This is a genomic window from Streptomyces sp. NPDC001604 (genome assembly GCF_042893475.1).
Classification (GTDB): domain Bacteria; phylum Actinomycetota; class Actinomycetes; order Streptomycetales; family Streptomycetaceae; genus Streptomyces.
This window is the reverse complement of sequence record NZ_JBIAUY010000003.1, coordinates 76,225-89,880: the sequence shown is the minus strand read 5'-3', so window position 1 is coordinate 89,880 and position 13,656 is coordinate 76,225. Positions and strand designations below refer to the sequence as shown.

Annotated in this window: 11 protein-coding genes and 1 pseudogene; 8 read left to right on the top strand and 4 right to left on the bottom strand. The window is 71.2% G+C overall.

Going from position 1 to position 13,656, the window contains the following annotated elements:
- Window positions 1–105 precede the first annotated feature (105 nt).
- The 4 genes from aspA to ACFY1E_RS09930 all read left to right on the top strand — a co-directional run bounded on the left by aspA (window position 106) and on the right by ACFY1E_RS09930 (window position 5,596).
- Window positions 106–1,518 carry an aspartate ammonia-lyase gene (gene aspA / locus ACFY1E_RS09945; protein ID WP_389073539.1) on the top strand — a complete coding sequence of 471 codons (1,413 nt, stop codon included), beginning with the start codon at window positions 106–108 and terminating at the stop codon, window positions 1,516–1,518.
- Window positions 1,519–1,563: 45 nt separating this feature from the next.
- Window positions 1,564–2,493 (top strand): glutaminase, encoded by a 930-nt coding sequence (locus ACFY1E_RS09940; protein WP_389073538.1) that lies wholly within the window; start codon window positions 1,564–1,566, stop codon window positions 2,491–2,493.
- 365 nt (window positions 2,494–2,858) lie between these two features.
- Window positions 2,859–4,253 carry a polyprenol phosphomannose-dependent alpha 1,6 mannosyltransferase MptB gene (gene mptB, locus ACFY1E_RS09935; RefSeq protein WP_389073536.1) on the top strand — a complete coding sequence of 465 codons (1,395 nt, stop codon included), beginning with the start codon at window positions 2,859–2,861 and terminating at the stop codon, window positions 4,251–4,253.
- Complete coding sequence (locus tag ACFY1E_RS09930; RefSeq protein WP_389073534.1) at window positions 4,250–5,596, top strand: glycosyltransferase family 87 protein; 1,347 nt, start codon at window positions 4,250–4,252, stop codon at window positions 5,594–5,596. Before mptB ends, ACFY1E_RS09930 begins: the two co-directional genes overlap by 4 nt.
- Before the next feature lie 83 nt (window positions 5,597–5,679).
- Here ACFY1E_RS09930 and ACFY1E_RS09925 read toward each other — a convergent pair.
- A pseudogene (locus ACFY1E_RS09925) lies at window positions 5,680–6,258 on the bottom strand (D-alanyl-D-alanine carboxypeptidase family protein); the annotation flags it as partial.
- 539 nt (window positions 6,259–6,797) lie between these two features.
- Here ACFY1E_RS09925 and ACFY1E_RS09920 point away from each other — a divergent pair.
- Genes ACFY1E_RS09920 through ACFY1E_RS09905 form a run of 4 tightly spaced genes read left to right on the top strand, consistent with a single transcriptional unit; the run spans window position 6,798 to window position 10,538 of the window.
- On the top strand, window positions 6,798–7,736 hold the full coding sequence (locus ACFY1E_RS09920) for an ATP-binding cassette domain-containing protein (protein WP_389073532.1): 939 nt from the start codon (window positions 6,798–6,800) through the stop codon (window positions 7,734–7,736).
- The gene (locus ACFY1E_RS09915) at window positions 7,733–8,572 is read left to right on the top strand and encodes an ABC transporter permease (RefSeq protein WP_389073530.1); all 840 of its coding nucleotides are present in this window, start codon (window positions 7,733–7,735) and stop codon (window positions 8,570–8,572) included. The genes ACFY1E_RS09920 and ACFY1E_RS09915 overlap by 4 nt, the downstream gene beginning before the upstream one ends.
- A 23-nt stretch (window positions 8,573–8,595) precedes the next feature.
- A complete protein-coding gene (locus ACFY1E_RS09910; protein WP_389073529.1) occupies window positions 8,596–9,873 on the top strand; it encodes a sensor histidine kinase in 1,278 nt (425 codons plus the stop codon).
- A complete protein-coding gene (locus ACFY1E_RS09905; protein ID WP_389073526.1) occupies window positions 9,870–10,538 on the top strand; it encodes a response regulator in 669 nt (222 codons plus the stop codon). Before ACFY1E_RS09910 ends, ACFY1E_RS09905 begins: the two co-directional genes overlap by 4 nt.
- A 58-nt stretch (window positions 10,539–10,596) precedes the next feature.
- On the opposite strand, the gene ACFY1E_RS09900 is transcribed toward ACFY1E_RS09905, so the two are convergent.
- The 3 genes from ACFY1E_RS09900 to ACFY1E_RS09890 are packed head-to-tail and all read right to left on the bottom strand — an operon-like array spanning window position 10,597 to window position 13,485.
- Entirely contained in the window at window positions 10,597–11,688 is a 1,092-nt protein-coding gene (locus ACFY1E_RS09900) for an ABC transporter substrate-binding protein (RefSeq protein ID WP_389073525.1), read from the bottom strand.
- 58 nt (window positions 11,689–11,746) lie between these two features.
- Window positions 11,747–12,628, bottom strand: coding sequence for an ABC transporter permease (locus ACFY1E_RS09895; protein ID WP_389073522.1), 882 nt, complete (start codon window positions 12,626–12,628; stop codon window positions 11,747–11,749).
- Window positions 12,625–13,485, bottom strand: a complete 861-nt coding sequence (locus ACFY1E_RS09890) for an ABC transporter ATP-binding protein (protein WP_389073520.1) — start codon at window positions 13,483–13,485, stop codon at window positions 12,625–12,627. Before ACFY1E_RS09890 ends, ACFY1E_RS09895 begins: the two co-directional genes overlap by 4 nt.
- Window positions 13,486–13,656: the final 171 nt, after the last annotated feature.

Here is a 13,656-nt window from a genome sequence, read left to right as displayed (position 1 = left end):
CGACCGGCTCGGGCGGGCGTCACCCCGTACCGCCCGAGCCGGATCCACCCCACCCCCGACGTCGCCAGCCACCCAACCCTCACCACGAAAGAGGACCCGCACCTCATGACCGCCGCCGCCACCCGCAGCGAACACGACCTGCTCGGAGACCGCGACGTCCCCGCCGACGCCTACTGGGGTGTTCACACCCTGCGCGCCACGGAGAACTTCCCCATCACGGGCACCCCGATCTCCGCCTACCCGCACCTGATCGACGCGCTCGCCGCCGTCAAGGAGGCCGCCGCCCTCGCCAACGAGGAACTCGGCCTGCTGGAGCCGAAGAAGGCCGCCGCCATCGTCGAGGCCTGCCGTGAGATCCGCGAGGGCAAGCTGCACGACCAGTTCGTCGTCGACGTCATCCAGGGCGGCGCGGGCACCTCGACCAACATGAACGCCAACGAGGTCGTCGCCAACCGGGCGCTGGAGCTGCTGGGCTTCGAGAAGGGCCAGTACCAGCACCTGCACCCCAATGAGGACGTCAACCTCGGTCAGTCGACCAATGACGTCTACCCGACCGCCGTCAAGATAGCGACGGTCTTCGCGGTACGTGGACTGCTCAAGGCGATGTCTGTACTGCAGGACGCTTTCGCCCGCAAGGCCGTCGAGTTCCGCAAGGTGCTCAAGATGGGCCGTACACAGTTGCAGGACGCGGTGCCGATGACGCTGGGTCAAGAGTTCTCCGCGTATGCCGTCATGATTGACGAGGACCGCAACCGTCTTGACGAGGCCGTCCAGTTGATCCATGAGATCAACCTGGGCGCCACGGCCATCGGCACCGGACTCAATGCCCCCGCCGGATACGCCGAGTCGGCCCGCCGCCACCTCGCCGGCATCACCGGCCTGCCCCTGGTCACCGCCGCCAACCTGGTCGAGGCCACCCAGGACTGCGGAGCGTTCGTGCAGATGTCCGGTGTGCTCAAGCGGATCGCCGTGAAGCTCTCCAAGAGCTGCAACGACCTGCGGCTGCTGTCCTCGGGGCCGCGCGCGGGCCTCGGTGAGATCAACCTGCCGCCGGTGCAGGCCGGTTCGAGCATCATGCCCGGCAAGGTCAACCCGGTGATCCCCGAGGTCGTCAACCAGGTCGCCTTCGAGGTGATCGGCAACGACGTCACCATCACCATGGCCGCCGAGGCCGGACAGCTCCAGCTCAACGCCTTCGAGCCGATCATCCTGCACTCCCTCTCGGAGTCCGTCACCCACCTGCAGAGCGCCTGCCTGACGCTCGCCGAGCGGTGTGTCGACGGCATCACCGCCAACACCGAGGCGCTGCGCGCGAGCGTGGAGAACTCCATCGGCCTGGTGACCGCTCTCAACCCGCACATCGGGTACACGGCCGCCACCGACATCGCCAAGGAGGCCCTCGCCACCGGCCGCGGCGTCGCCGAACTCGTCCTGGAGAAGGGGCTGTTGCCCGCCGAGCGGCTCGCCGACCTGCTGCGGCCCGAGGTCCTCGCGGGCAGCGGCCCCGCCCTCGCCTGAGCCACGGCCGCGCGCCAGGACCGACCCGGAGGCACAATAGTGATCATGACAACGACGTCGTCCTACGCCTTCCAGCCGGTCCTGGAGCGCATCGCCGAGGAGATCGGGCGCACCCCCGGCCGCGGCCGCCCAGCCGACTACATCCCGGCACTCGCGGCCTGCGACCCGCGCCGCTTCGGCATGGCCGTCGCGGAACTGGACGGCACGGTGTACGGCGTGGGGGACTGGCGCGAGCCGTTCTCCACGCAGTCCCTCACCAAGGTCTTCACCCTCGCCCTCGACCTGGCCCGCGAGGGCGACGAACTGTGGGAGCACGTCGGCCGCGAACCTTCCGGCAATCCCTTCAACTCACTGATCCAGCTGGAGTACGAGAACGGCATCCCGCGCAACCCGTTCATCAACGCGGGCGCCCTCGTCGTCACCGACCGCCTGCAGACCCGTACCGAAGACGCGTCCGGCGAACTGCTGGCCTTCCTGCGCGCGGAGAGCGGCAACCCGGCCCTGGACTTCGACAAGGACGTCGCCGCCTCCGAGGCGGCACACGGCGACCGCAACGCCGCCCTCGCCCATTTCATGGCGTCCTACGGCAACATCGACAACCCGATCCCGGTGCTGCTCGACCAGTACTTCCGCCAGTGCTCCCTCACCGCGTCCTGCGCGGACCTCGCCCTCGCCACCGGCTTCCTGGCCCGCCACGGCATCCGCGCCGACGGCAGCCGGCTGCTTTCCCAGAGCCAGGCCAAGCAGGTCAACGCGGTGATGCTGACCTGCGGGACCTACGACGCGGCGGGGGATTTCGCCTACCGCGTGGGCCTGCCCGGCAAGAGCGGCGTGGGCGGCGGCATCATCGCGGTCGTCCCAGGCCGCTGCACCCTGTGCGTGTGGAGCCCCGGCCTCGACGAGCGCGGCAACTCGGTCGCGGGCGTCGCGGCGCTGGACCGCTTCACGACCCTGACCGGCCTGTCGGTGTTCTGAACCGGCGGCTCGGTCCCGGGCCGAACCGGCACTTCAGCCCCGGACCTCGGTCGGCGGCGGCACCAGCAGGGACGTGCGCCGCATCCGGGCCACATGCATGGCGGCGGACAGGACCGACGACGCTGTCACGGGGATCAACTCCTGCACCTCGGCCGCGCGCTCCACACACGGTTCGGCACGGGCATCACATCCGTTCTGCGGCCGTCGAGGGGCGCACATCTCGGATGCAGACGAGACCGGCGGGCCGCGAAGAAGACCTCGCTGCGCCCGTGCGATCACGTGCCGGTCACACGCAGGCCCCCGCCCCGAAGGCGGCGCGTCAATTTCCGGCCACCCGGCGTTGACACGCTTCCCGAGTGTTGGCCATGGCTTTCCCTGTCGATCTCCGCCGCTGCCAGGTTCTGGGCCTGGCGGGCACCGCCTTCCTCGCCCTGGGGGGTGAGACGGCCGGCGCCCTGCCCGTGCGGGATCTCCTGGCCCCGGCGACCGCCCGCGCGGCCCTGGGCCTGGTCGGCGTGTACTTCGGTGTGGTGCTGCTGATTGCCGCCTGGGTGCTGCTCGGGCGGCTCGTACGCAGCGCCGATGCGCCCACCCCGCGCGAACTGCTGCTCGTGCTCGCTATCTGGGCCGCCCCGCTGCTGCTGGCCCCGCCGCTGTTCAGCCGGGACGTCTACAGCTACCTCGCGCAGGGAGCCATGGTCGACGCCCACATGGACGTCTACGCATACGGCCCCGCCCAGCTCGGCGGCCCCCTTGCAGACGAGGTCGCCCCGCTGTGGCAGCACACCGGCGCCCCCTACGGCCCTGTGTTCCTCGCCGTCGCCTCCGCACTGTCCGGCCTGACCCGCGGCGAAATCCCCGCCGGGCTGGTCGGGATGCGGCTGGTCGCGCTGCTCGGCGTGGCACTGATGGCGGCCGCGCTGCCCCGCCTCGCCCGGCACAGCGGCGCCGATCCGGCCGCCGCGCTCTGGCTCGGCGCCCTCAACCCGCTGGTACTGCTCCACCTGGTCGCCGGCGCCCACAACGACGCCATCATGCTCGGCCTGCTCGGTGTCGGCCTGGTCGCGGCCCTCGGCCGGTGGCCGGTCCTGGGCGCCGTGCTCGTCACCCTCGCGGCCCTGGTCAAGGCGCCCGCCGTGCTCGGACTCGCCGCGGTCGTCGTCCTCCAGATGCGGGCCGGGCAGCGCCCGGCGAAGGCCACCCTGTCGACCGCCCTCGCCGCCGCGTGCACCACGGTCGCCGCAACAGCCGTCGCCGGCACGGGATACGGCTGGATAGGCGCCCTCGACACCCCCGTCTCCCCGCACAACTGGGCCCTGACGAGCCTCCTCGGCCGCGCCACCGGAGCCATGCTGGAACACCTCGGCAGCGACCTGGCCCCCCTCGCCCTCCCGGTCTGGCACCTGCTCGGCCTGGCGATCACCGCGCTCGTGATAGCGGCCATATGGTGGCGGCTGCGCCCCCGCCCGGTCTACGCGCTGGGCCTGAGCCTCGCCGCCGTGGCCGCCTTCGGCCCGGCCATCCGCCCCTGGTACGCCCTGTGGGGGCTGTTCCTCATCGCCGCCGCGGCCCCCACCACCTCGGTGCGGCACCGGGTGGCGGCCGTGACGGGCGTGCTCGCGCTCGTCACCCTGCCGAGCGGCGGGCCGGTCGACAGCGGGCAGTTGATGCTGGCCGTCTCCGGCGGGGCGCTGGCCGTGGTGGTGCTCTGGCAGGTCCACCAGGCGGCACACGCGCCCGCCCTGGGAGAGACCGCATGACCCCGCCCCGCACCGACCGCGGCCGACTGCTCCTGGTCCTCGCCCTCGCCGCGTCCGTCACCGCGTTCACCGCGACCGTGCCGCTGCTGCGCGACTGGTTCGACCTGCGCGTGTACTACGGCGCCGTCAACAGCTGGATCCACCACGGCGACCGGCTCTACGACTACCGGGTGCCGGGGACGGAATACGGCTTCACCTACCCGCCGTTCGCCGCCGTCAGCATGCTGCCCATGGCCCTCGTCGGCCTGCGCACGGCGATCGCCGGATCCTTGCTGCTCAACCTCGCGGCCCTCGCCTGGGTCCTGCACATCCTCACCGAGGGGGCCTGGCGCCGCTACGGCTGGTTCGGCTGCGCCCTGGGCGCGTGCCTGCTCGCCCTGTTCGAACCGCTCCGCGACACCTTCAGCTTCGGCCAGGTCAACCTCCTGCTGCTGGCGCTGGTCCTCACCGACGCCTGGCTGCTGACCACCGGGCGGGAGCGCTGGGCGGGCGTCGGCATCGGCCTGGCGGCCGCGGTCAAACTCACGCCCGCCCTCTTCATCGGCCTGCTCCTGCTAGCCGGCCGCCGGCGTGCCGCCGGGGTCGCGACGGCCGTCACCGCGGCGGCGACAGGCCTCGCCGCCCTGGTGGCCCCGGACGCCTCCCGCTTCTACTGGACCGAGGCCCTGTGGGACACGAACCGGGTGGGCCGCCTCGACTACGTCTCCAACCAGTCGCTGCAAGGCATCCTGGCCCGGCTCGGCGTGGCGGACCGAGCGGTGTGGGCCGCGGCGGTCCTGGTGGTCCTCGGCATCTGGGCTCGGCGCACCCGCCGGGCCGTCACCGCCGCCGACTGGCCGGCCGCCTTCGCCCTCACCGGACTGACCGCCTGCCTGGTCAGCCCCATCACCTGGGTGCACCACCTGGTGTGGCTGCTGCCGTCCTTCGCCGTACTGATCCGTGCCGGGCACCCGCGCGTGACGGGCGTCCTGTACGCGGTGCTGTGCACCAGCGTGGTGTGGCTCTGGTTCCACGACGCATCCGGCGTCGACGGCTTCCTCGGCAGCAACACCTACACCTGGATCACCCTGGGACTGCTGCTGTGGCTGCCGGTGGGTCAGCTCCGCGCCGACAGCCCGCCCTTGCGCCGCAGCACCAGGGCCACCGCTCCCGCGCCGAGCGCGACGGCGCCCGAAATGACGCCCGCCGTGGGCCACCCCGACCCGCCGTCCGGCGCGACGGCGACGGGCGTGGCGCGCGGCCCCGGCCGCGGCCTTTCCAGCAACGCGTCCAGCGAGCCCACCGGTTCGACCCGCCCCGCGGCCTCGAACCCCCAGTCCAGCAGTTCGCGCGCCTCCTCGTAGACGGTGAAGCCGCCGCCCGCCTGCGGGTTCATCACGGTGACCACGAGGGCGCGCCCGCCCCGGCGGGCGGCGGCGACGAGCGTGTTGCCCGCGTCGCTGGTGTAGCCGTTCTTGACACCGATCAGCCCCGGATACGGCTCCACACCGTCCGCTCCGGTCAGCAGCCGGTTGGTGTTCTCGATCTCGTACGACCAGCCGCCCCCGCCCGGGAACCTCGCCACCGCCGTACCGCAGTACTTCGCGAAGTCCGGAATGCGCAGCCCGGCCCGGCCGAACACCGCCAGGTCGTACGCCGACGACACCTGGCCCGGCGTGTCGTACCCGTCGGGCGACCGCACCTGCGTGTCGAGGGCCCCCAGTGAACGGGCCCTGGCCTGCATCTGCCCGGCCGTCGTCTGCCAGCCGCCGTTGAGGGAGGCCAGCACGTCCACGGCGTCGTTCCCGGAGTTGAGGAAGACCCCGCGCCACAGATCGGCGATCCGGTACGTCCGGCCCTCGGCGACCCCGACCCTGCTGCTGCCCTCCCCGATGTCCTCCAGCTCCTCCTCCCGCACCGTGTGCCGGGCGCCCGCAGGCAGCGACGGCAGCACGGTCAGCGCGAACAGGGTCTTCAGCGTGCTGGCGGGTGGCAGCCTGCGATGGGCGTCGTGCGCGGCCAGCACGTCCCCGCTCCGGGCGTCCGCCACCACCCAGGACAACGCGGACACGTCCGGAACCCGAGGCGCCCCGTGATGGGGCCGCACCAGGGTGCCCCCGCGATACAGGAACGACGGATCCGGCAGCGCCGCCCGCGGCACACCGGGCGGGGTGGGCTCCGCGCCGGCGGCGACGGCGACGGGCGTGAACGCCAGGACGCCTGCCGCGCACAGCGCGCAGGCGGTGACGGCCGTCCGGGACGAGAAGTGGATGATCACACGATCAACGTAGGAATCGGCCTGGCCTCCGGGACGGTGACCGGGCCGGGGGCGGGGCTCCAGCACCCGGATGCCGCAGTGCAGGCCCCGCCCGGATGCCGGACCGCCCGCTGCGGCCACGCGAAGCCCAAGAACGCGGACACCGCCGGTGGCCGAGTAGTACCGCGGTACCACGCGCTCCGCACGGGTCGGCCTCCCGGTACCACGGGATCGGGCGGATCGGCTCCTAGCGTTGCCGGTGAGGCGTCGGAAGCGACGGACGCCGTAAGCCGACAGAGAGAACGCGAATGATCGACGCACGGCAGCTGACCAAGAGGTACGGCGACAAGACGGCCGTGGACGGGCTGGACTTCGTCGTGAAACCGGGCACGGTGACCGGCTTCCTGGGCCCCAACGGCGCGGGAAAGTCCACCACCATGCGCATGATCGTCGGACTCGACGCCCCGACGAGCGGCTCCGTCACCGTGAACGGTCACCACTACGCCCGCCACCGGGCCCCGCTCCAGGAGGTCGGGGCCCTGCTGGAGGCGAAGTCGATCCACCCGGGCCGCTCGGCGTACAACCACCTCCGGGCCCTCGCGCTGACCCACGGCATTCCGCGCCGCCGGGTCGACGAGGTCATCGACCTCGCCGGTCTTGCCGGTGTGGCGAAGAAGCGGGCCGGTGCCTTCTCCCTCGGGATGGGCCAGCGGCTGGGCATCGCGGCGGCGCTGCTGGGCGATCCGCAGACGGTGATGCTGGACGAGCCGGTCAACGGGCTGGACCCGGAGGGCGTGCTCTGGATCCGCAACCTGCTCAAGGCACTCGCCGACGAGGGCCGCACGGTGTTCGTCTCCTCGCATCTGATGAGCGAGATGGCGCTGGTGGCGGACCACCTCATCATCGTGGGCCGGGGACGCCTGCTGGCCGACACCACTGTCGGCGACCTCATCCGCGAGGCGGGCGGCGACACGGTGAAGGTCGCCACCGAGGACCCGGCGCGGCTGCGGGACGTCCTGGCGGGACCGGGCGTCGACATCACGGGGCGCGTGGGCTCCGAGGAACTGCAGGTGACCGGGTTGAGCACCCGCCAGATCGGGCTGAAGGCGGCCGAGCACGGGATACCCCTGTTCGAGCTGAGCGCGAGGACGGTGTCGCTGGAGGAGGCATTCATGGACCTGACCAGGGAGGCCGTGGAGTACCACGGATCCACGACCGGGATCGAGACCCTCGGGAGGCCGGCATGAGCACCCTCACCGCGACCGCCGAAGAACCCCGCACCGCACCGGCCCGCCCCGCCTACCGGGTGACCGGACGGCGCGTGCTGTCCTCGGAGTGGGCCAAGCTGTGGTCCCTGCGTTCGACCTGGATCACCCTGGGCCTCGGCCTGCTGTTCCTGGTGGCGTTCGGGCTGATCGCCGCGAGCCGGTACAAGTCAGGGACCAGCTCCGGCCACCTGGACCGGGACTTCGCCACCTCGACGGCCGTGAGTCTGTCCCTCTTCGGTACGAACTTCGCCCAGCTGGCCCTCGGAGTCCTCGGCGTGCTGGTCACGGCGGGCGAGTACTCGACCGGCATGATCCGCTCCACGCTCGCGGCGGTGCCCCGCAGGCTGCCCGTGCTGTGGTCCAAGGCGGCCGTGTTCGGGCTGGTCGCGCTTGCGGTGGGGACGCTGGGCGCGTTCGTCGCCTTCCTGTTCGGCAGCGGCATCGTCTCGGGCACACCCGCGGCCATGGGCCTCTCGCACACGGGTGTGCTGCGCAGCCTGCTGGGCGCCGGGCTGTATCTCGGCCTGGTCGGAGTGATCGGCACCGCGCTGGGCGCGCTGCTGCGCTCCGTGGCCGGCGGGATCTCGGTGCTGGTGGCCACCTTCATGCTGATCCCGGGACTGATCTCGCTGCTGCCGAGCTCCTGGCAGGACAACATCAGCCCCTACCTGCCCTCCAACGCGGGAGAGTCGATGTTCGCCCTGACCCACGACTCGACGACCCTGTCACCCGGCGCCGGGCTGCTGGTCTTCCTCTGCTGGACGGCGCTGGCGCTGGGCGGCGCGGCCTACCGGCTCGCACGCAGCGACGTCTGACGCACCATGGACAGGTGACGTCCGTGACCACCGATGACATCAGCGGGATGGGACCGCTGGTCGCCCGCTTGTCCCGGGGCGGCCAGCGGCTCAGACAGGCCGACCGGAACCGTCCGTGGGTGCTGGACACCGCGGTCGTGGTCCTGGTCTTCCTGATGTTCTGCCTGCCCGATCTGCTGCACGCCGGGGCCGGCGACGGCGACGGCCCGCGCCGCTTCCGGCTCGTCTTCACCCAGCTGCCCCTCGCCGGGATGCTGGCACTGCAGGCCGGACTGGTGCTGCCCCTGCTGTGGCGGCGGCGCCGGCCCCTGGCCGCCTTCGGTGTCATCGCCGCGGTGTTCGTCCTGCAGTGGTCCCTGAACGCGGTGCTGCGGGCGGACATCGCCCTCTTCGTCGCCCTGTACAGCCTGGCCCTGCACGGCCGGCTGAAGCAACTGCCGTGGGCCTGCGCCGCCATGGCTGGTGCCATGGTGCTGGTCGCCCTGCGGGTGTCCGCCGCCATGTCCGTCTGGGACGCGCTGTTCTTCCTGCTGAGCACCACGACCGCGGCCCTCGCGCTCGGCCTGATGGTCCGCATCCGCCGGGCCCAGCTGGCCGGACTGCGCGAGCGGGCCGCCCGGCTGGAGGTCGAACGCGACCAGCGCAGCAGGCTGGCCGCGGTCACCGAACGCACCCGTGTCGCCCGCGAGATGCACGACATCGTCGGCCACAACCTGTCCGTCATCATCACCCTTGCGGACGCCGGTGCCTACGCCAGTGACCTCGCTCCCGAACGCGGCAAGGAGGCGCTCCAGCTCATCGGCGACACCGGCCGGCAGGCCCTGGGCGAGCTGCGGCGCGTACTCGGTGTGCTGCGCGAGGCGGCGGACGGCCCCTCGGCCGGGCCCGAACTCAGCCCGCAGCCCGGCATCGCGGACATCGACGCCCTGTGCGCCAAGGTGCGCGCGGCCGGACTGGAGGTCGTCTACCGCACCTCCGGCGACGTCGAAGCCCTCGACAGCGGGGTGCAGCTGACGGCGTATCGCATCGTCCAGGAAGCCCTCACCAACACCCTCAAACACGCCGAGGCCGACACCCGGGTGCATCTGGCGATCATCGAGAGGGACACCCGGCTGACCATCCGGGTCCAGGACACCGGCCCGGCTGCACCGCCGGGCCCGCACGAAGAAGGGCACGGACTGGTGGGCATGCGGGAGAGGGCGGCGCTCTACGGCGGCACCGTCAGCGCGGGACCGGCGGGCGGCGGAGGCTGGAGCGTCGAGGCCGTCCTCGACCTCACACCCCAGGGCGGTGTCCGGTGACCACGGTGCTCGTCGTGGACGACCAGCCGCTGCAACGCTACGGCTTCCGCATCCTCCTGGACTCCGTCGCCGAGACCGAGGTCGTCGGCGAGGCGGCCCACGGCGCCGAGGCCGTCCGCAAGGCCGCCGAACTGCGCCCGGACGTCGTGCTGATGGACATCCGGATGCCGGGCATGGACGGCATCGAGGCCACCCGCCGCATCGTCGCCGCCGGCGAGCGTTCGCGCGTCCTCGTGCTCACCACCTTCGACCTCGACGAGTACGTGCACGCCGCCCTGCGCGCCGGGGCCAGCGGCTTCCTCCTCAAGGACGCCCGCCCGGAGGAACTCCTCGCGGGTATCCGTGCCGTCTCGATCGGCGACGCGGTGATCGCGCCCGCGCTCACCCGCCGCCTCCTGGACGAGTTCGCCCAGTACGTACCCGCGCACCGGGGCGACCTCGCCGAGGACCCGAGGCTGAGCTCCCTCACCGACCGCGAGCGCGAGATCCTCGTCGCCGTCGGCAAGGGCTGGACCAACGGCGAGATCGCCGGGCACTTCGTGCTGTCCGAATCCACCGTCAAGACACACGTGGGCCGCGTCCTCGCCAAGATCGGTGCCCGGGACCGCATCCAGGCAGTGATCTTCGCCTACGACCTCGGACTCGCGCGGCCGAACACGGAGTGAACGGCCCGGGGCCGCCCGGGCCACAAGTCGCCCGGACGGCCCCGTGAAGGGTGCCGGCTCAGCCGTTCGGGCCGGCCGGGGTCGTGGTGGTCTTGAAGCCCTCGGTCTTGTTGGCCTGCAGAGCGAACTCGTTCGTGAACGTCTTGCTGAGGTCCACCGACGACGTCACGTTCCCGACCAGCTTCTCCGTCGCCAACGAGGTCTTCGGACCTCCGGCCGGCATGATGCCGTCCGGGAGGAACTGGCCCTTGTCCTTCGTCAGGGCCGAGATGTAGTCGGCCTTGGTCACCAACTGGTTCGACACGAACGACGCCGGCAGCTTGTTCGCGATGTCGGCCGCGCTGTGGGTGTTCATCCAGTGCAGGGTGGCCACGAGCGCGTCCACGACCTTCTGCACCGTGTCCTTGTGGGAGTTCACCCAGTCGGTGCGGGCGAGCACACCGGCCGCGGGAAAGGCGCCGCCCATCGCGGCGGTGGCGCCCGCGGTGCTGGCCAGGTCGACCGCGGAGACGCCGACGCCCTTCTTCTCGATCGCGGCCACCGTCGGCTGCGTCGTCATGACGCACGCGACCTTGCCGTTCTGCAGCGCGGCGATCGCGGTGGAGCCCGCACCGACCCCGATCCGGTGGAAGTCGCTGGTCTTGAGGCCCTTCTTGGCGGCCAGGAACTGGGTGAGGGTGTCGGTGCCCGAGCCGAGATCGGTGACGCCGAGGGTCTTCCCCTTGAAGTCGGCGGCGGAGTGGACCCCCGACTTCCGGGTGCACATCTCACGTTCACCCGGTGCGCCGGAGAGCTGCACGACGTCCTCGACCGCCTTGCCCTTCGCCTGGAACTCGATCGTGTGGTTGTACCAGGCTCCCGCCATGTCGACCTGACCTGAGGCCATGGCCTCCTCGGCGCCGACACCGCCGTCCTGCTCGGTGCTGAGCTGCACGTCGACGCCGTACTTCTTGTAGAACCCGAGGTTCTGGGCGAGCTGGTACGGCAGGTAGATCTGCTTGTCGAGGCCGCCGGCCATGAGCTTGACGGTCGGCGTTCCGCCGCCGCTGCTCGCGGTGGCGCTGCCGGAGCTGCCGGCACAGGCGCTGACCGCGCCGAGGGCGAGAACGGTGAGGAGAGACGCGGCGACGGTGACGGGTCGTGCGGACATGGCTGGTCACAATCCTTTGCTGAGGTGGAGAGGCGTGGTGCGTGGGGGAGAGGTGGGGTCAGATGGTGTTGGCGGCCTCTGACGGGGCCGGCGGGCGCCAGGACAGCAGCCGGTGCTCCAGCTTGCCGATCAGCCACTCTGCGCCGAGCACGATCACCGAGATGACGAGCATCGTGGCGAACACGCCGTTGGGGTCGAAGTTGTTCTGCGCGGTCTTGATGACCAGCCCCAGGCCGCTCTGCGCGCCGAGCACCTCGCCGACCAGGGCGCCGACGATGGCGAAGCCGAAGGCGCTGTGCAGGCTGGCGATGATCCAGGTGAGCGCGGAGGGCACGATGACATGCCGGGTGATCTGCATCTGCGAGGCGCCCAGCACCCTGGTGTTGGCGAGGATGTTGGGGTCGACCTCGCGCACGCCCTGGAAGGCGTTGAAGAAGACGATGAAGAACACCAGCACCGCGGCGAGCAGGATCTTCGGCAGCACACCGATGCCGAACGCAACGATGAAGATCGAGCCGAGCACGATGCGCGGGATCGCGTTGACCATCTTGATGTAGGGGCCGAGCACGTCGGACAGGTAGCGGCTCTGGCCGAGCACCACACCGAAGATCACTCCGGTGACGGACCCGAGGGCGAAGCCGGCGAGCGCCTCCTGGAGCGTGGTCCAGATGTTGGCGTAGAAGGACCCGAACTCGGTGCCGTGCCGGATGAGGTCCACCAGCCGCTGGGCGATGCCGGACGGCTGCCCGAAGAAGAACTTGTCGACGATCCCCCAGGCGGTGAAGGCCTGCCAGCCGCCGATCACGAGGACCGCGAGACCGACGCGGCCCGCCCACACGAGCGCGATGCGCCGTCGCACGGCCCTCCTGGCGGCGCTCGTGGCCGAGACCGGTGTGCCGTCCTTGACCGGGGCGGCGGAAGCGGTCGATGTCGTACTCATGCCGTACCTCCTGCGGTGCGTGCGTAGGCGCGCTCCACCTCCTCGCGCAGCGAGTCCCAGATCTGGTGCTGAAGTTCGATGAAGCGGGGCTGGAAACGGATCTCCTGGACCGAGCCGCGCGGGCGCGGCAGATCGATGTCGAAGACCGCCTTGACCGAGCCGGGGCCGGACGTCATGACGACGACCCGGTCGGCGAGCGCCACGGCCTCGTCGAGGTCGTGGGTGATGAAGATGACCGACGGCCGGATCTGCTCCCACAGGCCGAGCAGCTCGGTCGACATGATCGCCTTGGTCTGCACGTCCAGGGCGCCGAACGGCTCGTCCATGATCAGGATTCGGGGTTCGTTGATCAGCGCCGCGGCCATCGCCACGCGCTTGCGCATACCGCCGGAGAGCTGGTGCGGATAGCGGTCCTCGAACCCGGTCAGGCCCACCCGGCGCAGCCAGTCGCGCGCCGAGGCCTGGGCCTGCTGCTTGGGCACACCGCGAAAGACGGGGCCCATCAGCACATTGCCGAGGACGGTCTTCCAGGGCAGCAGCGCATCGGCCTGGAACATGAAGCTGACGCCGTCGGTGACGCCGTCCACCTCTCGGCCGCCCACCTTGACGGAACCCTCGCTGGGCCGGTCGAGCCCGGACACCAAGCTCAGGGTCGTCGACTTGCCGCAGCCGGTCGGGCCCACCACCGCACAGAACTGGCCGGGCTCCACGGTGAACGAAACGTCCTGCAGCGCCGTGAACACCTCACCCGCAGGAGTCAGAAATCGTTTGGTGAGCCCGGATATCTCGACTCGTGCGCTGTCCTGGCCGACCTTCTCGGCGACCGGGCTCACCGCCGCATCGTTTCGCGAAGCCATCTGAGGCCTCTCCTTCCTAACCTCGGAGGTCGAGGAAGGCAGACGCTAGAGGCCGCGGAGTATTACGTCGCTGTTTCAGCTGTATCTCGCGTTAGCCGTGTTCCCTGCAGTTTTGCGCGTTCTGCTCAATGGACCGGGGGTGGGCACAAGCCCGGTGTCGGGGCACAATCA

Bases quoted from the DNA above. Each gene is read 5' to 3' on its own strand.
- aspA (WP_389073539.1), top strand. From the start codon at position 106: ATGACCGCCGCCGCCACCCGCAGCGAACACGACCTGCTCGGAGACCGC.
- ACFY1E_RS09940 (WP_389073538.1), top strand. From the start codon at position 1,564: ATGACAACGACGTCGTCCTACGCCTTCCAGCCGGTCCTGGAGCGCATC.
- mptB (WP_389073536.1), top strand. From the start codon at position 2,859: ATGGCTTTCCCTGTCGATCTCCGCCGCTGCCAGGTTCTGGGCCTGGCG.
- ACFY1E_RS09930 (WP_389073534.1), top strand. From the start codon at position 4,250: ATGACCCCGCCCCGCACCGACCGCGGCCGACTGCTCCTGGTCCTCGCC.
- ACFY1E_RS09920 (WP_389073532.1), top strand. From the start codon at position 6,798: ATGATCGACGCACGGCAGCTGACCAAGAGGTACGGCGACAAGACGGCC.
- ACFY1E_RS09915 (WP_389073530.1), top strand. From the start codon at position 7,733: ATGAGCACCCTCACCGCGACCGCCGAAGAACCCCGCACCGCACCGGCC.
- ACFY1E_RS09900 (WP_389073525.1), bottom strand. From the start codon at position 11,688: ATGTCCGCACGACCCGTCACCGTCGCCGCGTCTCTCCTCACCGTTCTC.
- ACFY1E_RS09895 (WP_389073522.1), bottom strand. From the start codon at position 12,628: ATGAGTACGACATCGACCGCTTCCGCCGCCCCGGTCAAGGACGGCACA.
- ACFY1E_RS09890 (WP_389073520.1), bottom strand. From the start codon at position 13,485: ATGGCTTCGCGAAACGATGCGGCGGTGAGCCCGGTCGCCGAGAAGGTC.